The 25050-nt window shown below is 58.8% G+C and carries 21 protein-coding genes and 1 pseudogene; 3 read left to right on the forward strand and 19 right to left on the reverse strand.

Annotated features, from left to right (window positions below; translation table 11 throughout):
- Positions 1-108: 108 nt before the first annotated feature.
- From asd to leuC, 4 genes are all read right to left on the reverse strand, one after another.
- Complete coding sequence (asd, locus tag ACESMB_RS07890; RefSeq protein ID WP_372925979.1) at positions 109-1224, reverse strand: aspartate-semialdehyde dehydrogenase; 1116 nt, start codon at positions 1222-1224, stop codon at positions 109-111.
- Positions 1225-1343: 119 nt separating this feature from the next.
- Entirely contained in the window at positions 1344-2417 is a 1074-nt protein-coding gene (gene leuB, locus ACESMB_RS07895; protein ID WP_372925980.1) for a 3-isopropylmalate dehydrogenase, read from the reverse strand.
- A gap of 69 nt (positions 2418-2486) precedes the next feature.
- Positions 2487-3134, reverse strand: a complete 648-nt coding sequence (gene leuD, locus ACESMB_RS07900) for a 3-isopropylmalate dehydratase small subunit (protein WP_372925981.1) — start codon at positions 3132-3134, stop codon at positions 2487-2489.
- 17 nt (positions 3135-3151) lie between these two features.
- Positions 3152-4570 (reverse strand): 3-isopropylmalate dehydratase large subunit, encoded by a 1419-nt coding sequence (gene leuC, locus ACESMB_RS07905; protein ID WP_372925982.1) that lies wholly within the window; start codon positions 4568-4570, stop codon positions 3152-3154.
- Between the two features lie 170 nt (positions 4571-4740).
- Between leuC and ACESMB_RS07910 the strand changes: the two genes are divergently transcribed.
- Positions 4741-5607: a LysR family transcriptional regulator gene (locus tag ACESMB_RS07910; RefSeq protein ID WP_372925983.1), complete on the forward strand. Its 867-nt coding sequence runs from the start codon at positions 4741-4743 to the stop codon at positions 5605-5607.
- A 6-nt stretch (positions 5608-5613) separates the two neighbouring features.
- Here ACESMB_RS07910 and ACESMB_RS07915 read toward each other — a convergent pair whose 3' ends face one another.
- From ACESMB_RS07915 to ACESMB_RS07960, 10 genes are all read right to left on the reverse strand, one after another.
- Positions 5614-6777 carry an MFS transporter gene (locus tag ACESMB_RS07915; RefSeq protein WP_372971271.1) on the reverse strand — a complete coding sequence of 388 codons (1164 nt, stop codon included), beginning with the start codon at positions 6775-6777 and terminating at the stop codon, positions 5614-5616.
- Positions 6778-6958: 181 nt separating this feature from the next.
- Complete coding sequence (aroC, locus tag ACESMB_RS07920) at positions 6959-8053, reverse strand: chorismate synthase (protein ID WP_372925985.1); 1095 nt, start codon at positions 8051-8053, stop codon at positions 6959-6961.
- A 24-nt stretch (positions 8054-8077) separates the two neighbouring features.
- Positions 8078-8968, reverse strand: a complete 891-nt coding sequence (gene prmB / locus ACESMB_RS07925) for a 50S ribosomal protein L3 N(5)-glutamine methyltransferase (protein ID WP_372971272.1) — start codon at positions 8966-8968, stop codon at positions 8078-8080.
- Positions 8969-9022: 54 nt separating this feature from the next.
- The gene (locus tag ACESMB_RS07930; protein ID WP_372971273.1) at positions 9023-10237 is read right to left on the reverse strand and encodes a patatin-like phospholipase family protein; all 1215 of its coding nucleotides are present in this window, start codon (positions 10235-10237) and stop codon (positions 9023-9025) included.
- Between the two features lie 5 nt (positions 10238-10242).
- Entirely contained in the window at positions 10243-11130 is an 888-nt protein-coding gene (locus tag ACESMB_RS07935; protein WP_372925988.1) for a DUF4892 domain-containing protein, read from the reverse strand.
- Positions 11131-11134: 4 nt separating this feature from the next.
- Complete coding sequence (locus ACESMB_RS07940) at positions 11135-12052, reverse strand: alpha/beta fold hydrolase (protein ID WP_372925989.1); 918 nt, start codon at positions 12050-12052, stop codon at positions 11135-11137.
- Positions 12053-12060: 8 nt separating this feature from the next.
- Positions 12061-12411: a PilZ domain-containing protein gene (locus ACESMB_RS07945; RefSeq protein WP_372925990.1), complete on the reverse strand. Its 351-nt coding sequence runs from the start codon at positions 12409-12411 to the stop codon at positions 12061-12063.
- Between the two features lie 115 nt (positions 12412-12526).
- Positions 12527-13531, reverse strand: a complete 1005-nt coding sequence (gene holB, locus ACESMB_RS07950) for a DNA polymerase III subunit delta' (RefSeq protein ID WP_372925999.1) — start codon at positions 13529-13531, stop codon at positions 12527-12529.
- Positions 13532-13548: 17 nt separating this feature from the next.
- On the reverse strand, positions 13549-15624 hold the full coding sequence (locus ACESMB_RS07955; protein ID WP_372971274.1) for a transglutaminaseTgpA domain-containing protein: 2076 nt from the start codon (positions 15622-15624) through the stop codon (positions 13549-13551).
- The gene (locus ACESMB_RS07960) at positions 15621-16658 is read right to left on the reverse strand and encodes a DUF58 domain-containing protein (RefSeq protein ID WP_372925992.1); all 1038 of its coding nucleotides are present in this window, start codon (positions 16656-16658) and stop codon (positions 15621-15623) included. The genes ACESMB_RS07955 and ACESMB_RS07960 overlap by 4 nt, the downstream gene beginning before the upstream one ends.
- 289 nt (positions 16659-16947) lie before the next feature.
- Between ACESMB_RS07960 and ACESMB_RS07965 the strand changes: the two genes are divergently transcribed.
- Positions 16948-18252 (forward strand): anthranilate synthase component I family protein, encoded by a 1305-nt coding sequence (locus ACESMB_RS07965; protein WP_372971275.1) that lies wholly within the window; start codon positions 16948-16950, stop codon positions 18250-18252.
- 44 nt (positions 18253-18296) lie between these two features.
- Here the strand turns inward: ACESMB_RS07965 and thrH are convergent, their stop codons facing one another.
- Positions 18297-18908, reverse strand: a complete 612-nt coding sequence (thrH, locus tag ACESMB_RS07970; protein WP_372925994.1) for a bifunctional phosphoserine phosphatase/homoserine phosphotransferase ThrH — start codon at positions 18906-18908, stop codon at positions 18297-18299.
- A gap of 203 nt (positions 18909-19111) precedes the next feature.
- On the opposite strand from thrH, the gene ACESMB_RS07975 reads away from it, so the two are divergent.
- Positions 19112-19834 carry a phosphoadenylyl-sulfate reductase gene (locus tag ACESMB_RS07975; protein WP_372925995.1) on the forward strand — a complete coding sequence of 241 codons (723 nt, stop codon included), beginning with the start codon at positions 19112-19114 and terminating at the stop codon, positions 19832-19834.
- Here ACESMB_RS07975 and cysB read toward each other — a convergent pair.
- The 4 genes and pseudogenes from cysB to ACESMB_RS07995 all read right to left on the reverse strand — a co-directional run.
- A complete protein-coding gene (gene cysB / locus ACESMB_RS07980; protein WP_372925996.1) occupies positions 19831-20808 on the reverse strand; it encodes an HTH-type transcriptional regulator CysB in 978 nt (325 codons plus the stop codon). The two genes, ACESMB_RS07975 and cysB, sit on opposite strands and share 4 nt — an antisense overlap.
- Before the next feature lie 207 nt (positions 20809-21015).
- On the reverse strand, positions 21016-23259 hold the full coding sequence (dinG, locus tag ACESMB_RS07985; RefSeq protein WP_372925997.1) for an ATP-dependent DNA helicase DinG: 2244 nt from the start codon (positions 23257-23259) through the stop codon (positions 21016-21018).
- Positions 23259-23963: a general secretion pathway protein GspB gene (locus ACESMB_RS07990; protein ID WP_372971276.1), complete on the reverse strand. Its 705-nt coding sequence runs from the start codon at positions 23961-23963 to the stop codon at positions 23259-23261. Before ACESMB_RS07990 ends, dinG begins: the two co-directional genes overlap by 1 nt.
- Position 23964: 1 nt before the next feature.
- Positions 23965-25050, reverse strand: a pseudogene (locus ACESMB_RS07995) (peptidoglycan-binding protein); the annotation flags it as partial.

Here is a 25050-nt window from a genome sequence, read left to right on the forward strand (position 1 = left end):
AAAACGCTTCCGAAAATAACAGGGGCGGAGGCGTATTTCAGCCTCCGCCCCTTATCGGTTCTCTGAAACCGGACGCAGTTGGCATAATCTTGCCTGCTGCGGACCGAGTTACTTCTCCTGAAGAATGCGAAGCATCCGACGAAGGGGCTCAGCGGCACCCCAAAGCAACTGATCCCCTACCGTAAACGCGGAGATATACTCCGGGCCCATGGCAAGCTTGCGGATGCGGCCAATGGGAACACTCAGGGTTCCGGTCACCTTCGCCGGGGTCAATTCCTGAATGGTGGCATCACGCTCGTTGGGAATCACCTTCACCCAGTCGTTGGCTTTCGCCAGAATCGACTCTATTTCGGCTATCGGCAGGTCCTTCTTCAACTTGATGGTCAGTGCCTGGCTGTGGGAGCGCATGGCACCGATGCGAACACAGATACCATCAATGGGAATGGGGTTGTCGCTGCGACCAAGAATCTTGTTGGTCTCCACGCCGGCTTTCCACTCTTCCTTGCTCATGCCGTTATCGAGTTGCTTGTCGATGAACGGGATCAGGCTGCCTGCCAGTGGCACTTCGAAGTGCTCAGTGGGAAAACCGTCAGAGCGCATGGTTTCGGTGACCTTGCGGTCAATTTCGAGAATGGCGGATGACGGGTCGGCCAACTCGCCGCCAACGGCATCCTTGAGTTCACCCATCTGGTTAAGCAGTTCACGCATATTCTGCGCGCCCGAGCCGGAAGCCGCCTGGTAGGTCATCGGCGACACCCATTCGATCAGGTCCTGCTCCAGAAGCCCCCCGAGGGCCAGCATCATCAGGCTGACGGTGCAGTTGCCACCAACATAGTCTTTAACGCCTTTCGCAAGGGCTTCATCTATAACGTTACGATTGACCGGATCCAGAACGATCACCGAGTGATCGACCATCCGCAGCGTGGAAGCGGCATCAATCCAGTAACCCTGCCATCCGGCATCACGGAGCTTCTGGTACACCGCACCGGTGTAATCCCCGCCCTGACAGGTGACGACCACGTCCAGGGTTTTGAGGGTGTCGATATCGAAGGCATCCTGGAGCGCAGGCACACCCTCCTTGCCCACATCCGGCGCCGGTTTGCCGGCCTGGGACGTGGTAAAGAAGATCGGTTCGATATCCGCAAAATCGTTTTCTTCACGCATGCGCTGCATGAGGACAGAGCCCACCATACCGCGCCAGCCAATAAGTCCAACTCGCTTCATGTGCGACCTTTGAACCTCGTTTTATGCCCGCCCGCTGCCTTTATCGCTGGCAGGGACAGGATGGATGATCCCGCGACAACAGCATCGCGTTGCCGTCGGGTCTCAAAAAATTACCGGCCTCAGAGTGCTGCCAGAACCGCGTCTCCCATCTCCCGGGTCGACACTTTCCGGCCCTCGGCCGACATGATGTCCGCTGTTCTCAGGCCCTGATCCAGCACCTGGCTGACCGCCGCTTCAATAGCCTCTGCCGCTTTTTCCTCGCCGAGACTGTAACGCAGCATCATGGCTGCACTGAGAATTGTAGCCAGCGGATTGGCAATGCCCTTGCCCGCAATATCTGGCGCTGAACCGTGACACGGCTCGTACATGCCCTGCTTCTCGGAGTTCAGGGAAGCAGACGGCAGCATACCGATGGAGCCTGTCAGCATTGCCGCTTCGTCGGAAAGAATATCACCAAACATGTTGCCAGTCACAATCACATCGAACTGTTTGGGCGCTCGTACCAGCTGCATGGCGGCGTTATCAACGTACATATGGGAGAGCTCGACGTCGGGGTATTCCCGGCGCAGGTCTTCCATGATTTCCCGCCACAGAACAGTGACTTCCAGCACATTGGCTTTGTCCACGGAACACAGTTTTTTGCCCCGCTGCTGGGCAGCCTCAAATGCCACCCGGCCAATACGACGAATTTCCGATTCGGTGTAGGCGTAGGTGTTGTAACCCTGGCGCTCTCCACTCTCCAGTTCACGCACTCCACGTGGCTGACCGAAATAGATGCCGCCGGTCAGTTCACGCACAATCATGATATCCAGCCCGGAGACCACTTCCGGCTTCAGTGAGGACGCCGACGCCAGCTGGGGATAGAGAATCGCCGGGCGCAGATTGGCAAACAGCTCCAGATTGGAGCGCAGCCCCAAAAGCCCCTTCTCAGGGCGACTGGCCATCGGGCGGCTGTCCCACTGCGGGCCGCCAACAGCGCCCAGCACAATAGCATCGGCCTTGCGGGCTTTCGCCAGGGTCTCGTCCGGTAAAGGCGTATCGTGCTCGTCAATAGCCGCACCACCTACCAGTGCAGATTCAAAATCAAGACCCAGGCTGAATTTCTCGTTGATCCTGTGCAGTACCTTCTCGGCTTCCGCGACAATTTCCGGGCCGATGCCGTCGCCCGGGAGCATGAGGATAGTTCTGGACATTGTGTTTCCTTTGAAAATTTTACGTTGTCGGATTACGCCTGCGGCGAATCCGACCTCCGGTTTGCGATCTTAACCACCGGCCCTGAACAACCAGGGCGCCGTTTCCCGCCTGGACGCTTCGTACGCTTTGATGGCCTCTGCATCCTCAAGCGTCACGCCAATATCGTCCAGGCCGTTCAGCAGGCAATGGCGCCGGAAATCATCCACTTCGAACGTGAATGACTCACCGGACGGAGTGGTAACCGTTTTTGCTTCCAGATCAATGGACAGCTGATAGCCTTCCTCTGCCTCAGTCTCGCGGAACAGCTGGTCCACGATATCTTCTGAAAGAACAATGGGTAACAATCCATTCTTAAAGCAATTGTTGTAGAAAATATCGGCAAAACTGGGTGCTATGACAACCTGAAAGCCAAAATCTTCCAGAGCCCAGGGGGCGTGCTCACGGCTGGAGCCGCAGCCGAAATTGCGACGGGCCAGCAGTACACTGGCATTCTTGTAACGATCCTGGTTGAGAACAAAGTCAGGATTGATGGGTCGTTGCGAACTGTCCTGGTCGGGCTTGCCCTCATCCAGGTAACGCAGCTCATCAAACAGGTTGGGCCCGAAACCCGTGCGCTTGATGGACTTCAGAAACTGCTTGGGAATAATCATGTCCGTATCCACATTGGACCGGTCCATGGGGGCGACGATGCCCTGGTGTTGCTTTAACGCTCGCATGGTGTCTCTCCTGTGGATCAGTTCATCATCTCGCGGACATCAACGAAATGGCCGTTGATCGCCGCAGCTGCCGCCATCGCCGGGCTCACCAGGTGGGTACGCCCACCGAACCCCTGGCGGCCCTCGAAATTACGGTTGGAGGTAGACGCACAATGTTCCCCCTGCCCCAGCTTGTCGGCGTTCATGGCCAGGCACATGGAACAGCCCGGGTCCCGCCACTCAAGACCGGCCTCGATAAAGACCTTGTCCAGCCCTTCCTGTTCAGCCTGAACCTTCACCAGGCCTGAACCCGGAACCACCATGGCCTGCTTGAGCAATGGCGACACCTTGCGGCCTTTTACCACGGCCGCAGCTTCACGAAGATCCTCAATGCGACTGTTGGTGCAGGAGCCGATAAACACCCGGTCCAGCCTGATCTCGGCAATTGGCATATTGGGTTTGAGGCCCATGTATTTCAGGGCACGGACAATGCCTTCCCGCTTGATGGGATCTGCTTCCGCCTCCGGATCAGGCACGTTGCCGCCAACACCGGCCACCATTTCCGGAGAGGTGCCCCAGCTTACCTGCGGCATGATCTCGGAGCCCTCAAGCTCGACGACCTTGTCGAACACCGCGTCATCATCACTGTGCAGTGTTTTCCAGTATTCAATGGCCCTGTCCCGCATCTCGCCATTGGGCGCAAACGGGCGATCTTTCACGTAATCGATCGTGGTCTGGTCCACCGCAACCATACCCACCCGGGCACCGGCCTCAATGGACATATTGCAGATGGTCATGCGGGCTTCCATGGAAAGGTCACGAATCGCCTCTCCACCAAACTCGATGGCGTGGCCGGTGCCACCCGCCGTGCCAATCTTGCCGATGATGGCCAGCACAACGTCTTTGCCGGTCACACCCGGCCCGAGCTTGCCGTTCACCTTCACCAGCATGTTCTTCATCTTCTGCTGAACCAGGCACTGGGTCGCCAGCACATGCTCAACTTCCGATGTACCGATACCGTGGGCCAGGCAGCCGAACGCACCGTGTGTCGAGGTGTGGGAATCGCCACACACGATACTCATCCCCGGCAACGTCGCACCCTGCTCGGGCCCGATCACATGCACGATACCCTGGCGCTGGTCCTTGATCTTGAACTCAAGAATCCCGAACTCGTCACAGTTCTTGTCCAGGGTTTCCACCTGGATCCGCGACACCGGATCGACAATGCCTTCCACGCCACGGGCGCGATCTGTCGTCGGTACGTTGTGATCCGGTGTCGCCAGGTTGGCATCCAGCCGCCAGGGCTTGCGACCGGCCAGGCGCAGGCCTTCAAAGGCCTGTGGCGAGGTCACTTCGTGGAGCAGGTGCCGGTCAATGTAGATCAACGCGGAGCCGTCCTCCCGCTGCTTGACGAGATGGTCGTCCCATAATTTGTCGTATAAAGTCTTGCCCGCCATGTTCTCTCTCACTCTCTGGGGGTTTCTGGTTTTACCACTATATTCCCTATCTTACCTCTTACCTCTGAATAACCTCAATTCATGTTTTTTATGTTGTTCATTCTGGTTTGGCATATTAAGCTTCCCGGCATGCGACCTTCTCCATAACAAGAAGTCAAAAGGCATACACCATGGACGCAAACGCACTAAAAGCATTCCTGACCATAGTAGATCAGGAGTCATTCTCAGAGGCCGCAGAGCTGTTACACCTGACGCAGCCGGCAATCAGCAAACGCCTGGCCGCGCTTGAGAACCAGCTGGGCACGAAGTTGATTGACCGGAGTAACCGACAGGTCCGGCTGACGGATGCGGGTGCGCGCCTGCTGCCCCATGCGCGGCGGATTCTGGATGAGGTGCACAATGCCCGACAGGCGCTTTCGGAGCGGGAGGGTTCGGTTTCCGGAGAGCTCTCGGTCATAGCGAGCCACCACATCGGGCTGCATCACCTGCCAGCCTGGCTGCGGCGGCTGAACCGCGATTATCCGGATGTGTCACTGGAACTGCAGTTTATGGATTCCGAGAGCGCCTTCGGGCAGATGCGTAAACGCACCGCGGAACTGGCGTTTGTGACTCTCAGCGAGAGTATGGACCAGGCGTTCGAGGTGTACGTGCGCTGGGAGGATGACATGGCGTTTGTGGTATCGCCGGAACATCCACTGGCTTCACTGGAGCATCCGGGGCTGGACGACCTGTCCAGTTACGATGCCCTGTTGCCGGAAGCGGGAACCGCCACCTATCGCACCATCAGCCGCCTGTTTCTCGATGCCGGCCTGCCCCTGAAAATCCAGATGCCCACCAACTACCTGGAAACCATCAAGATGATGGCCAGTGTCGGGCTGGGATGGAGTGTATTACCGGTGAGCATGGTGGATGATTCTCTCACTGTACTGTCCGTACCCCACTCCGTCAGCCGTATCCTCGGCGGCGTGGGCCTCAAAGGCCGGTCACTGAGCCCCCAGGCCCGTGCGTTACTGGACATAGCGTCCGAGCTTAAATAGTGCCGGTCAATGCTCCGGTGGCGGCCTCAGGCCTCGCCAGGTAATGACAATGGCGATCCCCATCGCAATCGCCCCACCCCAGAACGCGGCGGAAGTACTGAAACCATCCACCAGAAAGCCCGACATCCAGGCGCCGATAGCGCCACCGGCACCAAACGTCAGCCCGCTGTACAACGCCTGGCCCTGGCCGTGATGATGCTGACCGAAGAATCCCTGGATGTACTGCACGGAAATGGCGTGAAGAGCGCCGTAGGAAGCGGCATGCAGCAACTGCGCAAAAATCAGCACGGCCAGCACATCCGTTACCTCCGCGATCAGCACCCAACGGACCATCGTCAGGGCCAGCGCCGCAATGGCAATCTGCCGCACGGTAAAATTCCGGGTCAGCTTGTGCATCACCAGGAACAACCCGATCTCCGCCAGAACCCCCAATGACCACAACAACCCGATCGCCAGCTTGCCGTAACCGTGCTGCTCAAGGTGAATACTGAAAAACGTGTAATAGGCCCCGTGAGACACCTGCAGCAGGAAATTCATCAGGAAAAACGTCACCACTGCCGGGTGCGTCACAATCGCCTTCAGACTCCCCTTGGGCGCAGGCGGCTTGCGCTCACCCCGCTCCGACGGCACCAGAAACGCCGACACCGCAATCCCCGCAAACACCGGCAGCAGCAACCAGGGCAAAAGATTGATCGGCACAAGCTCCAGGATCCCACCCACCAGCGCAACAGCACCGATAAAACCAACAGAGCCCCACAACCGAACCTTGCCGTACTTGTCCCGCTGGGTGCCCAGCGACCGCAGGGTAATCACTTCGTACAGCGGAAGAATGGCGTTCCAGAAAAACGTGAACGCCAGCATCACCAGCAACAGGCCGTAGAACCCGGGCTCCATGAACACACCAGCGAAAAACAACGAACCGGTAATCGCTCCGAACCGCACCAGCCGGACCCGCTGCCCGGTTCTGTCTCCCAGCCAGCCCCAGACGCTGGGGGCCACGATCTTGGTCAACTGGATCGTTGCCATCAGGGTGGCGATTTCCAGATAGGAAAAACCGCGACCTTCCAGGTAAAGCGACCAGTACGGCAGTAAACCGCCCAGGAGAGCGAAGAACCAGAAGTAGAGGTTGGAAAGACGCCAGTAGATAGGAATTCTCCAATGAGTTATCACAGAAGTCCGACCGCCGTGGCAGGCAGGGCCTCTCAAAACCGTGGAGGGCCAGGGATGGCCCGACCGAGCCTACATGGATGTACTTGCGGCGTGTTTTGAGAGGCCCTGCTTGCCGCGGCGTGCACCAATGTCAGTCGTCGGATTACGCCTTTGGCTCATCGACCTACCGGGTGCTGGCCTATCAGGCCTGGCCGATGTCCGGGGTTGAGACGGAAACATCCCCATTCTGGCCGCGATGGCGCAGGTAGTGATCCATCAGCACGATGGCCATCATTGCTTCTGCAATCGGCGTGGCCCGAATCCCGACGCAGGGGTCATGCCGCCCGGTTGTGATCACCTCCACCGGATTGCCATGAACATCAATACTCCGCCCCGGCAACCTCAGACTGGATGTCGGCTTCAACGCAATGCTGGCCAGGATCGGCTGCCCGGAGGAAATACCACCGAGAACACCGCCCGCATGATTGGACAGGAACCCTTCAGGCGTCAGCTCATCCCGGTGCACAGTGCCCTTCTGGTCAATGCAGCCAAAGCCCGCCCCGATCTCCACGCCTTTCACCGCATTGATGCTCATCATTGCGTGGGCCAGGTCTGCATCCAGGCGATCGAAGACCGGCTCACCCAGCCCCGGAGGAACACCCTCGGCGACGACATTGATGCGGGCACCGATGGAGTTACCCTCTTTGCGCAGAGCGTCCATGTAGGCTTCCATTTCTGCGACCTTGTCAGCATCCGGGCAGAAGAACGGGTTCTGGTCGACTTGCTCCCAGTCCAGCTTCTCGATTTTTATCGGACCGAGCTGTGAAAGGTAGCCGCGAATCCTGATGCCCAGGCGCTGCTCCAGGAATTTACGGGCAACCGCGCCTGCGGCGACTCGCATAGCCGTTTCCCGCGCCGAAGAACGACCGCCACCGCGATAGTCCCGCACGCCGTATTTATGCATATAGGTGTAATCGGCATGGGCCGGACGGAACTGCTCGGAGATCTTGGAATAGTCCTTCGAGCGCTGGTCGGTATTCTCAATCACCAGGCCAATGGGCGTACCAGTGGTTTTGCCCTCGAACACACCTGACAGGATTCTTACCTCATCCGCTTCGCGCCGCTGGGTTGTGTGCCGCGACATGCCAGGCTTACGGCGGTCCAGATCCCGCTGCATATCCTCTTCAGACAGTTCCAGCCCTGGAGGACAGCCATCAATGATGCATCCCAGCGCAGCGCCATGGCTTTCACCAAAACTGGTGACCGTAAACAATTTTCCGAAGCTATTTCCCGACATGATTCAGTATCTTATCCAGGGTTCTTAATTTAGATCTTCAGCAGTTAACAGGAGCACCCCGTCACCACCGTTCTCGAATTCCAGCCAGGTGAAAGGCAGATCAGGATAGGCCTCCTGAAGCGCCGGCCAGCTGTTTCCCACCTCAACGATCAGCAAACCGCCGGGGTTGAGGTGCTCCGCCGCACCGGCAAGGATCCTGTGGGCGATGTCCAGGCCGTCGCCACCTGCGGCCAGACCCAGTTCCGGCTCGTGGCCGTATTCTGCCGGCATATCTGCTATGTCCTCAGCATCTACGTAAGGCGGGTTGCTAAGGATGACATCGTAACGGCCATTGATGCCCTCGAACACATCCGAACGGAGAGCTCTGACCCGATCGCCGACCTCATGATACTCGATGTTTGCCGCAGCCACCTCAAGGGCATCGGGCGAAATGTCCGACAGGTCCACTTTCGCCTCTTCGAACACCGTGGCCGCTGCAATACCGATGCAGCCACTGCCGGTGCACAGATCCAGCATCCTGCCAACCTCGTGCTCCCCCAGCCAGGGCTGCAAGCCGCTCTCGATCAGTTCTCCCAGCGGTGATCTGGGCACCAGAACCCGTTCATCCACGTGGAAAGGCAATCCCATGAACCAGGCCTCACCCAGCAGATACGCCAGGGGGACGCGCTCTTCGATGCGACGTTCCATACGCTCCACAATCAGCTGGCGCTCGTTCCGTGTCAGGCGTGCATCCAGAAACAGGGTGTTGTTCTCAAGCGGCAGATGCAGGCTGCGCATAACCAGCTGGACCGCTTCATCCCAGACATTGTCGGTGCCGTGGCCAAAAAACAGCGGCGAATCGGCGAAACGCGAGGAAACGTACCGCAGGTAGTCCCTCACGGTATGCAGGTCATCAATGGGGCTGGTCACAAGCATTCTTCCTGTCCGGAAATGATCAAAGAGCGGAATTATACGCGTCCGCTACGATGATTACAGCGCCATCGGGCCAGAGCTGTTGCGGTTCTCTTCATAGCGGTCCAGGGCCGCTGCCATGCGTTCACGGCCCAGCTGGATCAGTTCCGGTGCCTTGTGATAGTCATAACTGCGGCCTGCGTTCTTGGGAATATTCACAAGCAGATCCGGCGGATACCCGGCGATCTTGTATTGCACCAGCGCACTCTGCATGGTTTCGATGGTCAGGTTCATCACATCGAATTTACCAATGCCCAGCTTATCCCAGTCAATGGTTTCGTGGTCATCCTTTTGCTTCGACGGTTCTGTTTTGATGGCCGGTGGTGATTTCCGGTTTTCGTTCCTGGCAACCGCCTTGCTGATTTTCTCTTCCGGGGAGTCGGGCGGCACACCTGAGTCCTTTCTTGCGGTGAAGGTCTTGATTGCATCCCAGTCAAACCAGCGGGAAGCCTTGTCGCGGATCTTGTCGACCCACTCGTCCAGATCCGCACCCTCGTCTCCGGTATTCGCAAACACGGCATCCGAAAGACGGCGACTGCGGTCATCTTCGCCACTGAGGTTGACGGCCACAACCATATCCGCGTGGGAGGAAATCGTAGGGATGATGGGCAAGGGATTCAGCAGAGCGCCGTCAACCAGCACCCGTCCATTTAGAACCAGTGGCGTCACCACGCTGGGAATCGCCACGGAAGCCCTGATGGCCTGATCAAGCGGGCCTTCCTGGAACCAGATTTCCTTGTGGGCCAGAAGATCTGTTGCAACCGCGGTGTATGCCAACGGCAGGTCTTGAATCCGGATATCACCAATCATTTCCCGGACCACGGAAAAGATCTTCTCCCCGCGGATCGCTCCCACCGAGTTGAACGTCACATCAAGCAGTTTGAGTACATCAAACTGGCCCAGGCCGGTGACCCAGTCCTTGTAGTCTTTCATTTTCCCGGCGGCGAACACACCACCAATCAGTGCCCCCATGGAACATCCGGAGATGGCAATAATCTCGTATCCACGTTCCACCAGTATCTCGATGGCACCGATGTGGGCATATCCTCTTGCACCTCCACTACCCAGTGTCAGTGCGACGGTTCTGCCTTTGCCCGGCCTGGCGGTGGCAGCCCCTTCTTTCGCCCTGATGGATTGCGCGGCAGAGATGCCCGTACTGGTCACGATCTGCGCGATATCCTCTTTGGGCTTGTCGTCGTCATCCTCTGGTGTGGAGTCTGTCGGCCTGTTCATTCCTCTCACCTGGTAATTACCATCACTTCAACCCGGTCGCCCTGGCGGTCAGGGTCTGGTATCACGACCGTGGGGCCAATCGTAATAGTGGTCTGCTGACTCTCGGAAACACCGCTCTTGGCTAGCACCCGTGCCAGCGAACTGGCAGCATCCTCCGCCCGCGCCAGGGAGTCATCAAGGCTTTCGTCTTCCTGCAATTGCGAATAGGCAGTCAGGATTACCCGGGCCTCCTCTTCCCCGGCCCAGTCATTTATGAGCCGCCGGTCTGTCGCTGTCCAGTCAAACCGGAAGGTAACGCTCCCCTCCCAGGGCACAATAATGGGCCCCCTGATGCGCGCACTTTCATTGTCCAAACCCGGAATCAGCGTGCCCTGGGGTGAGACCAGATGCTCCACCCAGACATACTCGCGCTGGTTTCCCCGCGTAACGGTGTAAACCAGCGTCACCCAGGGCTGTCCGTTTTCGTCAATCGAGCCCGCTACCAGGTAATCCTGCTTGTTATCCCGACCTAAAAGGCTCGACTGATCAAAAATCTGGTTGGCCCACACGTTGCTGCGCCCGCAGCTGCGGCCCGAGCACTGGAACAGGATCTGTGCGCCGCGCGCCTGAAGTTCCCGCATGTAATGATCCCGGGCCTCCTCACGGTTGGCGCCCCTGACGACCTCATACAGTTGCCCCACGCCCTTGACCGGAAGCCTTTCCATGGTTGCCGACCGAATTTCATTATTGACCTCCCTGACAGGACTGAAGAGCACCATATGCCCGGGGGAGTCAATGGTGGTCTCCTCAACCAGATCCGCATCCGGGAAAGCTTCCGGTGGTGGTACCTGGGCGTGTGCAAGCCCCGATCCACCTGCGACAAACACCACCAGACACACTACTAATCGCGACATCCGCTTATTCTGCATCGTTCAAAAAGCCTCTTACTGCATCAACAACCGGCCCGACATCGCCGTCAAGATGGCAATGATGGCTTCCGGGAACGGAAACCAGGTCAAGATTGGTGATGGCATTGGTTCGTGAAGCCAACTCCGGCCGGCTTGCAAGCAGGCCTTTTTCCGCTTTCAGGAAGCGGGTTGGCGTTACAACTTTACCCAGACATGCCTCCACTTGTGATTCGTCCATCATTATCATGGAAGGATGTCGCAAACGCGGATCTGTGCGCCATACATAACCATCGCCCTTCTGCTTCATGCTGCGGGCAATCAACATTGATGCTGCCTCATGCGAGAGAGGAATCATTCCGCCCTGCCGGGCTTTGGCCGCCGCCTGCATGTCAGGATATACGACGTGTTTGCCGGAACCTGTCATCCGTTTTTCGATCGCTTTTCGCATCTGGCCAACCACTTCCTCCGGCGCACGGCTGATCGGGCCGAGACTGTCTATCATCACCAGCCTGCGAACTCGCTCGGGAAAGGCTGCTGCGTAGAGCAAACTGACAATACCACCGAGCGAGTGGCCAACAAGATCGACCTGTGAGTGCCCACTGGTGCGGAAATGGGTTTCCACAAGTTCGGCAAGATCCGCCACATAGTCCGCCAACAGATACCCCTGACCAGTCGGACGATGACCGGAATGCCCATGGCCCGCCATGTCCATTGCATAGACATGGCCTCGTCCCGTCAGTTCCGGAGCCAGCCGCGCAAAAGACAGGGCATTATCCAACCAGCCGTGAAGCATCAGTACAGGGCAGCTATTGGTGTTGCTGGCAGCAGGCCAATGCAGGCCCGCAAGGGTGATGTGGTTCAGGGGCCAATCTGTTTCCCGATACGGGGCCGTGGCACCGGGAGGGGAATCGAGAGCTGTATCATTCATTGAAACGCTTACATGGTGTGGGTGGGTCGGTCCGAGCTCAGTGAACCCGCCAGATAGGACTCGATCCTGGTGCGGGCGGTCTCGTCGTCACCGTTGAACTGGACTCCGATGCCGGCTGCCCGGTTGCCCTGGGCACCCTTGGGCGTAATCCAGATCACCTTGCCCGCTACCGGAATCTTCTCGGGTTCATCCATCAGGTTCAGCAACAGAAAAACTTCATCGCCCAACTGATACTGCTTCTGCGTGGGAATAAACAGGCCGCCCTGCCGTATATAAGGCATATACGCCGCGTAAAGCACGGCTTTATCCTTGATGGTCAGGGTAAGAATGCCACTGCGCGCGCCAAAACCGGGCCCCATAGTAAACACCTATCTCTCTGTGTGATGACGGAAGTCTGGAAACTCCTGATATTTCGCAATCATAGCAGTAGTTGCTCAAAACTGCCCCATCCTGCCAGACCTCCGGCAGGGTAAATTATCCTGCTGTCTGGCGGCGCACCGGCATGAGTTTCTGCCAGGCAATCAGTAACCGTCCCGCCTCAAGCTCCGGATTGACATTGTAGACCCCGGCAGACCGGGATTCATGAATGGCATCCAGGAGTTCGTGAGCCCGCCAGGCGGGGTTGTGATTGGCGAGGAACGTCAGCATCTCGGCCGCTTCTCCATCGCGGGGTTGGCCACCGGCGGCAATGCGCGCCAGGTCTCCGGCCCATCCCTCGAACAGCCACAACGCGCTTTCAAGGCCCATGGCTTTGAAAGGTCTGGCTGCTTCGCCAACAGACAGTTGGCCTTTCATGAAGCGCCGGAAATTTTCCAGGGCCTCGTCCCGAACGGTAATGAAGTCACCGGTGACGTATTCGAAAGCCAGCCGGGGAGCGTTGGCTGCCAGACCCAAGGCCTTTTCGCATTGTTCCGGCGTCGGGCGGCTGTCATCGTCAAGATCTTTCACCGCTGCGACCAGCCATTGTGCTGCCTGTTCCCGGCCGGGCGTGCCAATCAACAGGCTCTGGCAACGGGAACGGATGGTGGGCAGTACAGGCCTTCCGCTCTCCTGCAGCAACACCAGTGTGACATCGTCAGCCGGCTCTTCAAGCGTCTTCAGCAAGGCATTGGCCGAGTTGATATTGAGCTGATCAGCGCGGTCGATGATTGCCACCTTGCGCGCTGCCACCTGGGGCGAGCCCACGGCAAACGAAGACAGTGCGCGGATCTGATCGATCCTGATCATCCGGGACTTCTCAGGGGTATAGATACGAATGTCCGGGTGCGTGCCGGCAGCAACCAGCTCACACTGTTTGCAGCTGCCACAGGGAGAGCCGCCGTCCATGTCCGGCCTTTCGCAGACAAGCAACCCCGCCAGGGCGTTGGCAAACAGGCGCTTGCCGACACCATGTTCACCGGTCACCAGCAAGGCATGGGGCAACCGCCCTCCGGTCATCCGCTGCATGAGCCTGTCCCAGCTATCCTGCAGCCAGGCCATTGTTGCTATGGACGTGTTCACTCATTCACCTTCAGTGGTTGCCGGTCGGTCTGTCGTTTCATGGTTGCCAGCAATCGTTTCATTTTTTCCAGTTCGCGGCGATTACCGGCTCCGGAGTCCTGGCCATAGTAATGTCTGTTGATCATGCGGGCAAAAGCAGTTGCCGTTCCCGCCGCTGCGGGCTTCGCTCGGGACAGTCTCGACGCCAGCTGTGAAGGCGTTTCACCATGGCGAACCGGCACACCAGCCCGGTCGCACAAACGATGCCAGCGGGTCACTATGCGGCTGAAAGGATCCCGGCTTTCTCCGCGCCGGTACTGCCAGGCCGTGATCAGCCCCGCCAGCAGAAGAGCCGCGCCAATGAGACCAGCGGTAATATAGCCAAGCTCCCGCAGGCCGATACCGCCGGGCAACCGCGACATCAGGTCCATCTGGGACTGGCCCTGATAACCTACCACCCAGCGCTGCCAGTGGTAGTTCATCCGGTCCAGTTGCAGGGATGCCCACTGGAGCATGGCCATATCGCCATAGCGCTGGGGCGAAGTCCAGTCTTCTTCCAGAAACGAGCCTTCCTCCGCCATGGCATCCCGCAGGCCGGATTCAATCCGTTGAGGCGCAATAGCAGCAGTGGGATCCATTCGCACCCAACCCTCTCCTGGCAGCCAGGCTTCCACCCAGGCGTGGGCGTCGTACTGGCGAACGATCAGGTATTCATCACCGGCGCCGGAATCCCCACCCTGGTAGCCCACCACAACCCGTGCAGGAATGCCTGAAGCCCGGAGCACAAAGGTTGCGGCACCTGCGTAATGGGCACAGAACCCGCGTTTTTCATCGAACAACAGCGCGTCGATACCGTCGTTCGGCATGGCAGGCGGGCGCAGGGTGTAGAAGTATTCCTGTTCCCGGAAACGATCCAGCAGATGCCGGATTATGCCCTCGGGATCGTCGTACTCACCGGCAAGATTTTCCGCAAATTCCCTCGCCCTGGGATTGCCGCTGCGGGGCAACTGAAGATAGCGATCCACGTTATCCGGGTCGGCACCGTATTGCTCGCTGTCACCCGCTGCCGTCAGGGCCATGCGGTACCTGACCGAGCTGTCGGCGGGTCGGTCGAAGCGGAACAGTCCCTCATCGCTGGGTTTGACGTTGTCGGACACCGCTTCGGAGTTTTCCAGGGCGAACGCCCAGGTCTGATCCGTGGGCTCCATCAGGACATCGTATTGGTTCGATTCCAGCTCACCCACGCCGCCATCAACGGACACCTTCCCGGGCCTGCGGAACTGCCGCCCGAAACCCTGCTCCCAGGTTTCACCATCGAGCCGGTCCAGAATCAATCCACGCCAATAGCGATCACGATAGGCCGGGATGTCCCCGCCGAAGGAAACCCGGAAGGCCCGCTCGCTGCTCTGGGCCAGGCTGGAAATATCGCCAGGCGTCATGGAGTCGCTGATGCCCGTGCGGGCCTCGCCTGACACCAGCGGAACACTCCAGAGCGGCGCCATACGGGGGAAAAACACGAACAGCAACACCACGATCGGCAGCGTTTTCACCAGCATCATGCCCAGGCGCCGCCAGCCGGCTTTCATGGCCCCGGGGATGTCCGGTGCGTTGACAACCTGCAGCCCGACCAGCAACAGGACAACACCGGCGAGGTTAATCACACTCCAGTGGATCTCCTGACGAAACAGGAAATTCACCGTGGCGAGATACACCAGGATAAAAAACAGCACGTAAAAATCCCGCACCGACCGGGTTTCCAGCCATTTCAGACCCACCGCCAGCACAAAGAAGGACGACGCCGTCTCCACCGTGAAGCGCCCCTGAACCGTGGCAATGTAGATCGCCACCAGGGCAAGCATGATGCCGCTTCGCAACCATTTGCCGGGCAACCTCAGGCGCCCGGACTGGGCCAGCCAGCGCCAGCCCGCAAGCACCACACAACTGCCAATCAGCCAAACCGGCAGCCGGTCCCACTGGGGCACCAGAAGCAGTGCAAAGCTGGCGATCAACCAGATAAGCGCCTTGCCAGATACCAGTTCCGCAGGGGAAGCGTCTGCATCGGCAGAGCGAAAGCGTCGAAGAGGCATCTTCATGCAACCCCCTCCGTGCCGGCACGCCCGCCAGACCTTGTACTCTCTCCAGCACGGGTGCCATAAGGTAATGGCCCGCCTTCCCGCGGCTGCTCGAGGCCGAATACCGCCAGCGCCCTGAGACACCGATTGGTATGGGCTGCCCCGGTATCCGGCTCTATAACCTGGCCGGGCAGATTCAACCCGAAACGGCTGTTGCTTCGAGAACGCCCGATTACCTGGTGGGCCAGATAGCCCAGCCGCAGTTCCCGATCCACGCCTGCGAAAGCCTCGTAATCGAGCCAGTGAGGGCTACCCTGTTCCCCCTCCCAGTCGGCGATGACCATTTCCCCGGTGCGCGCGTAGCGCTTCCATTGAACCCGTTGGCTCATATCGCCTTCCCGCCAGGGGCGTATATCCGCATGATCATTGCCGTCAATGGAACGGGATTTCGACTGCTCCTCGCCGTCCTGCACGGTACTGAAAACTTCCGGCGCAGCCAGGGGATTCGGATAGACAATGCCGGATGTCACGGGCCGCAACCAGGACCAGGCTTTGAACAGACCAAACGGAAAGCGGGTCTCCACCAGGATACGGTCTGGCTGAAGGTAGCCGCGACGGTACGAGGGAATAGCCAGGTTGAGATCCGCCTGCTGACCAGACGGTATGTGCTGCTGGTCAAGAACCGTGTCATCGCAGGAAAGCGACAGGGCCAGGGTGTCATGGCGTGGCGAAACCGCACGCAGTCGGAAAGGAATCATATCCCCTGCAAAACCCTCACCGGCCTGGATCAGCGTGAGCTCAAGCCCGGACAGATTGCGGTGGGTCTGGTGCATGGCTGCCACCACGATGGCGCCCAGAAGAAAGGTCAGCAGGTAGATCAGGCTGTTCTGGTAGTTGATGCCGGTAATCAGCATGATCAGCAGCAGAATCGCGAACACAACACCCGCACCCGTGGGCAGGATAAAAATATTGCGCTGCCCGAATGCCCGCTGGTCCGACCGGGGAATACGCCGATTCACCCAGCGCTGCCAGCGGTTGCGAATTGCCTTCAACATAATTGCCCTGTTACCAAACCGGTTTGATCAGGCCCCAACTATAAACACGTTTGCGGCCCTTTTCAGAAGAATACTGCAAATACTCCGTTACTGATCACAAACGCCATGTAACTTGCGCCGAGCGCGGCTACAAAACGCTTACCAATGCCGATACAAGTCTTCATACTGGTTACGGCCCTCAGGTTTATTGTTTAGAATGCACCGGCCAAAGCCTTTTCTGGCCCCAATCGGTGACTTGCCGGACAGGCTACCGTGAACCCATGCAAGATTTTGTTAAGTATGTAACATCGTGAAAACATTAAGCGGGGAAGAGGCAGAGCGCCTTGTTGCAAATATCATCGGTCATCATGGGTTCATTGATTACACCGACGCCCGGAGGCAGCAGCGGATTGTTACCGCGCTCCCCCTGAAACACTGGCAGGTGCCCGGGGACGAAACGGCTTTCATGGCGCTGATGACTGAAACAGAGAAGGCCTGGGCGGAATTCTCCGCTGGGCCGGGCCAGGCAGTGGCTGGTGGCGTGCTTGGCACCCTGTTTTACGAGGCCGGCAATCAGACAGTGCCGGGATTTTCCGGGCAGGATAAAACGGGAGTCCGGGATCATGGCTACATTGGCCTATACCTCTGGCAACTGACCATGGACATCTCGGGGGCCCAACCTCCGACACTCGACTTCCACCCCGATTGCGACGACCGCACCCGAGAATCTGTCCTCCAGCTTGCAGGGCGGGCGCCCGATTCCCCGGCACCCTTCCGCATTATCCAGCGCTTCAGCCCGGACAGAGCTCCTGAGGATTACCGCAACGGCGTGTCGGAAGTGCTTCGTTATATCCATGCCGGCGACTGTTACCAGGTCAACCTGTCCAACAAGTACACCGGTCGTTACCGGGGCGAACCCTACACTGCGTTCCGGGCCCTCTGCCACGCGGTACCCGTTCCCCACGCGGCCTATGTGCACGCCGGAGCCTGTCAGGTGCTGAGCATTTCCCCGGAACTCTTCCTCAGCATCGAGCAGGGTCGAAAAGTCATCAGCAAGCCGATCAAGGGTACACGCCCGAGGGACCGGACCTGCCCGGAAAACGACCGGAAGATAGCCAACGCCCTGGCCAGTGCCGAGAAAGACCGTGCTGAAAACCTGATGATTGTCGACCTGATCCGCAACGACCTGTCCCGGTTCTGTGATCCTTTTTCAGTCTCGGTACCTGACCTGTTTCGCATCGAAAGCTATGAGAACGTGCACCAACTGGTCAGCACCGTGGAAGGCAGGTTGCGGTCAGACATCACACCCCTGCGGGCGCTCCTTTCGGCGTTTCCGGGCGGCTCCATCACCGGTGCACCCAAACGCCGGGCAATGGAAATCATCGATACCCTGGAACACCACAGCCGGGGGCCCTACTGCGGCTCGGTCTTCCGCTGGGATTTCTCCAACAACCTGGAAAGCAATATCGCCATTCGTACCCTGATGACGGATTCGGAGGAGCAAATTCACTGCTGGGCGGGATGCGGCATCGTTGCAGACTCAGATCCGGACGATGAGTACCGGGAATCCGTGGACAAGGTGCAGAAGCTGATGAGTGTTCTGGAGGCCATGTAACGGGCACGCGGGGCGGCTGAACCACCCCGGTTTCATCCGTTACATCAGTTGTGGATAGCGCTGGCCTTGAGAAACTCGGCTTTCAGTTCCTCAAAGGTCTGCACCGCCGGGAACTGCGGGAATTCCTCGATGACGTTCTGCGGCGCATGGAACAGAATGCCGGCTTCCGCCTGGCCCAGCATGGTGGTGTCGTTGTAGGAGTCACCTGCTGCAATCACGCGGTAGTTCAGCAACTGGAACGCCCTTACGGACTGGCGCTTGGGGTCACGCTGGCGCAACAGGTAATCGGTAATCCTGCCTTCTTCGTTCACTTCCAGTTTGTGGCAAAGCAGCGCCGGATAACCCAGCTTGGCCATCAGTGGCATGGCAAACTCGTAGAAGGTGTCGGAAAGGATCACCACCTGGAAACGTTCGCGAAGCCAGTTCAGAAACTCGCTGGCGCCGGGCAGCGGGTCCAGCTCGCCAATCACTTCCTGGATCTGTGGCAGACCGTAGCCGTGCTGGTCCAGCAGTTTCAGGCGCTGGGTCATCAGCACGTCGTAGTCGGGAATGTCACGGGTAGTCGCCTTGAGTTCCTCAATGCCGGTTTTTTCCGCAAACGCGATCCAGATTTCCGGGATCAGTACTCCTTCAAGGTCAAGGCACGCGAGTTCCACAATGGTCTCCTGATAGTTGAACGCTGGTCAGCCCGGCGGGTCTGTAACCGCCGGAGATTGGAATCAGGCGGTATGATATGAAAAACCCGGGCTGAATGCATCGTGGATGTGTCCGGCTATAACGATATATTCCGGCATTCCTTCAGACTGCCCCGGGTTAATGGTAGATTTATCACACATTTACACCCCAGGTGATGCTTTCAATGACGGATATTTCACAGCTACAGACGGAGCTTGACGGCCAGAGCCCCAGGGCCATCCTCAAGGCCGCACTGGCGAAGTACGACAACATCGCCATTTCCTTCAGCGGTGCCGAAGACGTGGCGCTGATCGAGCTTGCCCACAAACTGACTGATAATCTCCAGGTTTTCACCCTGGACACCGCGCGCATGCACCCGGAAACCTACGAATTCATTGAAAGGGTGCGCAAGCACTACGGGGTTCATATCGAGGTGATGTTCCCGGATGCCACCGAAGTGCAGGATCTGGTCAACCGCAAGGGCATGTTCAGCTTCTACGAGGATGGTCACGGGGAATGCTGCGGTATTCGCAAAGTGAATCCGTTACGAAGAAAACTGGCCACCGTGGACGCCTGGATCACCGGCCAGCGCAAGGACCAGAGCCCGGGCACCCGCAACGATGTACCGGTGGTGCAGATTGACGACGCCTTCTCCACCGACGAGAAACAGCTGGTAAAGTTCAACCCGCTGGCGAACTGGAGCTCAAAAGACGTCTGGGACTACATCCGCATGACGGAAGCGCCCTACAACAAACTGCACGAGAAAGGCTTTGTCAGTATTGGCTGCGAGCCCTGCACACGCGCGATCCTGCCGGGGCAGCATGAACGCGAGGGCCGCTGGTGGTGGGAAGAAGCCACACAGAAAGAGTGCGGCCTTCATGCCGGCAACCTGATCGCCCGGGACTAGTAAGTGGGCAACTCGATGTCGTTGAACAGGCCTTCGATCTCCGCCCTGCTGCCCTGATGGGCAACGGCCTCGTCAACCCGCTCACGGGTAAGATGTGGGGCAAACCGCTGGATAAAGTCGTACATGTACCCGCGCAGGAACGTCCCCTTGCGGAAACCGATACGGGTCACGCTCGGGCGGAACAGTTTGCTGGCATCCAGTGCGACCAGATCGGTATCGGTTTTCTCATCAAACGCCATGCTGGCAATAATGCCGACGCCCAGGCCAAGACGCACATAGGTCTTGATGACGTCGGCATCGGCTGCGGTGAACACTACTTTCGGGATCAACCCATAGGCCTGGAAGGCTTCGTCCAGTTTTGAGCGGCCGGTAAAACCGAACACATAGGTAACCAGCGGGAACTCCGCCAGGTCCGGCAGGGTCAGCTCCGGCTTCTGGGCCAGGGGATGATCCTTCGGCACGATGATACTGCGGTTCCAGCGGTAGCAGGGCATCATGATCAGATCGTTGAACAGTTCCATGGCCTCGGTCGCAATGGCAAAGTCCACCGCGCCGTTGGCCGCCATTTCAGAAATCTGCATGGGTGTGCCCTGGTGCATGTGCAGGGACACTTCCGGATAGGACTCGATAAATCCACTGATGATTGGTGGCAAGGCATACCGGGCCTGGGTGTGCGTTGTCGCTATACTCAGGTCGCCCCGGCGCTGATTGCTGAATTCCTGCGCGATTTTCTTGATGCCCTCCACCCGGCGCAGGATCTCCCCTGCTTCCCGGATAATGATTTCACCGCCCGGCGTAATGCGGGTCAGGTGCTTGCCACTGCGGGCAAATACTTCCAGGCCCAGCTCATCTTCCAGAAGGCGAATCTGTTTCGATATTCCCGGCTGCGATGTAAAAAGGCTCTGGGCAGTGGCGGATACGTTGAGATCATGGTGCGCAACTTCCCAGATATAGCGCAACTGTTGTAATTTCATCTATCCTGTCGCTCCCCATAAGGCCCGGCCTGAACCGGGGCATGTATACGCTGGTGTTATTGTAGAAGAATACGCATAACAACGTGATTTTTCATTCTTATCGAGTATACAGAATCCGTTCCACCACAGTTTAGACCAAAAAACCGATAACGCCCCATGGCGCCAGGGTCATTACAAGAAGCAGCTGTCAGGGCTGGCGCTTTTTCATCAAGGCTCGATAATGCGCCGGAAAGGTGGCAGGGCATCCAGCAGTAACTGCCCATAGCGGCGGGCAATAATGCGGCGGTCAAGAATGGTGACCCGGCCGGTATCCGACTCTGTCCGCAGCAACCGGCCCACCGCCTGGACCAGCTTGATGGAGGCATCCGGCACCGTAATTTCCATGAACGGATTGCCGCCACGGTGTGTCACCCATTCCGCCAGGCTGGCTTCGATGGGATCATCAGGCACCGAGAACGGCAGCCGCGTGATCACCACGTGGCTCAGGTATTTGCCCGGCAGGTCGATGCCTTCGGCAAAACTGGCCACCCCGAACAGAACACTGGGCAACCCCTCGTCGACCCGGCTGCAGTGGCGTCGCAGCACCTCACCTTTGGCCATGTCATCCTGGGTCGTAATCAGGTCTGGATATTCCGGTGCCAGTGCATCCCGCACCAGTTGCATCTGGCGTCTGGACGTGAAAAGTACCAGCGTTGCCTTCTCCCCGGCCCACAGGTCCGGCAGCCGGGCGACCACCTGATCGGTGAAGGCGTCGTCCGTGGGCATGGCAGTCATGGCCGGCACTTCCACCGTCGCCATCTCGCCGTAACGGAAAGAACTGGGAACCACCACGAAGCGGCTGGTTTCTGGCAGGCCGGCGCGGGATTTCAGGCGGTCGAACCGACCCAGCGCTGTCAGTGTTGCACTGGTCAGAACTGCGCCATACGCCCGGGACCACAGCCGCGAATACAACAGGTTATCCGCAAGTACCGGGCTGCTGTACAGGGTGATGTCTTCTGCATGCTCCCAGCGTTGCCTGACGGCCCAGCGAGCCGCGGGCGGGCCGGAGCGCTTCTTCGGTGTGGGTGCGGTGTTTTCGGACTCTTCCGACTCTCCTGGCTCTCCTGGCTCTCCCGGCTCTCCAGAGACTCCAGATCCTGCAGACTCCCCGGATGGCTGGCCGGGGTTATCGCTCCAGGCCGCCCACAATCGCAGCTGATCTTCAGCGCGGCTGTGGAAAGAACCGATCACCGGGTACCAGGATTCTGCTGTATCCCGGTCCACATCGCTGGCCTTGCGTTCATCAAAGGCCGTCTGCAACTCGTCAACCATCACCCCGAGCTGCCGTGTCAGCGTTGCGGTGGCGATCCGCGCCTCCACCGCCAGCGCCGCCAGTGCCTCCGGCAACGCACCTTCCGGATAGCGCCACTGGGCGGAACGGCGTTCTTCGTTGAACTCCCATCCGGTGTTCTGCTCCGCTTCCTCGTAAACCTTCGCCAGTGTCAGATCCAGTTCCCGGGAGGCAGAGCTGATCCTGTCGATGGTCTTCGCAGCCTGGGTCCCCGGTGTCAGAAACGGCTGCATCTTGCCCAGGGCCTGTGACAGTTGCTTCAGCCATTGCCGTGTGGAACTCAGTGGCACAGACGCCGCAAAATGATTCAGCGCCTTGTCCGGCAGGTGATGGGCCTCATCGAAAATAAACAGGGCATTTTCGGGCTCCGGCAGAATGGCACCGCCGCCAAGCGCCAGGTCCGCCAGCACCAGGTCGTGGTTGGCCACCACAATATCAGCGTCGTCCAGATCCTTGCGGGCATCGAAAAAGGCACAGCTGTCGAAATAACTGCAGTGCCGGTTGGTGCACTGGCGATGGTCGGTGGTGACCTGGCGCCAGACATCATCGGGAATCTGGTCCGGCCAGTGGTCGCGGTCGCCATCCCACTTGCGGGAGCCATAGCTGGCCAGCATGTCCTCGAAGAACGCCCGGGTACCGGGCTCTTCCTTGCCGGGCCCGTCCAGCAGGAACAGCGGCATGGTGTCACTGTCGCCATTGCCTTCATCGTGCAGGCGCGCCTCCAGCCGTGACATGCACAGGTAGCGGCCACGGCCCTTGGCCAGGGTCCAGGTGAAATCCTGCTTGCTGTGCTTCTTCAGGTCCGGCAGATCCTTGTGAACAATCTGGTCCTGAAGCGCGACGGTGGCGGTGGATATCACCAGTGTCTTGCCCAGCGCCCGGGCCACGGGAATGGCGGCAATCAGGTAGGCCAGTGTCTTGCCGGTGCCCGTGCCGGCTTCCACCACACAGGCGCCCGCCGGTGATGTTCGCTGTCCGTCGTTCTCGGTGATGTCACCCATATAGCGGGCAATTTCGGCAATCATCAGGCGCTGGCCGTAGCGGGCGCGGATTTCCTTGCCGGCCAGCACATCGCGATAGGTCTGTTGTATCTGCTGTTTGACGTCCTCGGATAATGCCATTATTCGGGGCTCACCCAGTTGCGGACGACACCCACGCGGAAACGGCGGCCGTCCATGCTCAGCTCCACCCCTTGCTCGGTAATACGCTCAACGGTGATCCCGGAAAACGACTCACCGGGGCGAAGATAGTTGTCATTGATCATCACCCGCCTGGACGATGGCTCGGACGCATAGATATGACTGTTGAAGATCAGGTCAGGTACCTTTTTCTGGAATGACAATGGGAGCTCTACAAGATGAGGGGTGCGTTCGGCAGCTGCATCACCCTCAGCTGGTTCCGAGGGATTGACTGCGCTGGGCTCCCTCGGCGTCGGAACAATAACCGTTGGGCGTTCGCGGCTGTCGGCGGTATTGCTTTGCGATACCGTGGGCACCGGTATTTCAACAGCATCCGCCAGTGTATCGGTACGCGGTGCCGATGTCGCTTCAGCAATGGACTCCGTCGATTTTACCGGTTCAGCTACAACCGGCTCCGGATCGGGTGCCACCGGTTCGACCTCCACCTCTGCAACGGGAGCGGCCGGCCAGAACGCCCAGACCAGAATGGCGGCATTCAGCGCCAGACCGATGGCAACCCACACCAGTACCGGAACGGATTTCTTTTTCGGTTTGTGGATCATCTGAACCTGCTGGCCAAGATCCGGTACCCGGCCCTGACGGCGTTCGGTTTCAGATTTTCTCAGGGCATCAAGAATATAGGACATGTCAGTTAACCATCCCCTCCGAGCCGAGCCGGGGACCACCGGATTCCAGATCCTTATTCATCTGGATGATGGTCATGGCACCGGCAATACCGTCCACGGTCAGGCCTTTCTGTTCCTGGTACCAGCGGATCTGTTCCTCAGAGGACAGGCGGTTGACGCGATTTTCCTCTTCGCGGGAGCCAGCGTAGCGGCTGGCCAGTTCCATCATCCGTGAGTCCATCCAAATCTGTTCGGAGACCCCATCGCGGGTTTCATCGTCCTGATTCTCGCGAATGTAGGAAGGCACTTCCCACACCAGGGTAAAGTCTCCGAACCAGTAGGGTTCGAGGCTGGAGAAACTCACCTCCCGCTGGCCTTCCGGAAGCTGTATGGTTGCGCGGTTGCCTTCAAGGCCACTCAGTACCGCATAACCGGTGCTACCGCCACCGTCACGAAGTTGCAGAATCGCGGGCCGATCCAGGTATTCCAGGCTCCGGCGTGAGCCACGGTTCTCCAGGCAACGGAGGCCCTCGTCCTCGGCATAGCGGCAGGCCACCGGATAATCCGAGGCGCGGTATTCCCGCCCCCACAGGTCGAACAGTTCCGCAAACGCCGCAGGTAACGGCAGGGTGTCAGCGGCGAATTCAAAACCGGACGATGACGCATCAGGCTGAACATCGTCCGCCTCCTCGCCGGGCCCGGAATTGCTCTGCTGAAGAATCGGCTCGGCAACTGCCGGCTCCTGGGCAGGTTCCTGCGCTGGCTCTGCGCGCTCTATGGTCCCGGACACCACCTCTTCTTCAGCACCGGCGGAAGCATCCGGGGTCATCCAACCCGCCCCGGGCAAACGATCCAGTGCCCAGGCAGTCATGATGATGGCCATCACAATACTGGCAGCCACCAGAACCAGGTGGGACTTGCCGGAAAGCGAGCCGGAACCACGCCGGGACCGGTTTCCATTCACCTCCCGCGCTGCGGTGCGGATATGGGAGGCATTGATCTGGTGTTCGCCCTCGGCATAGGCGCCGAGCAGGGCCCGGTCGCTGATCAGGTTGATCAGCCTTGGTATACCCTTGCTGGCACGGAACAATGCCCGCACTGCCCCGTC

The organism is Marinobacter sp., assembly GCF_041686475.1.
GTDB lineage: Bacteria > Pseudomonadota > Gammaproteobacteria > Pseudomonadales > Oleiphilaceae > Marinobacter.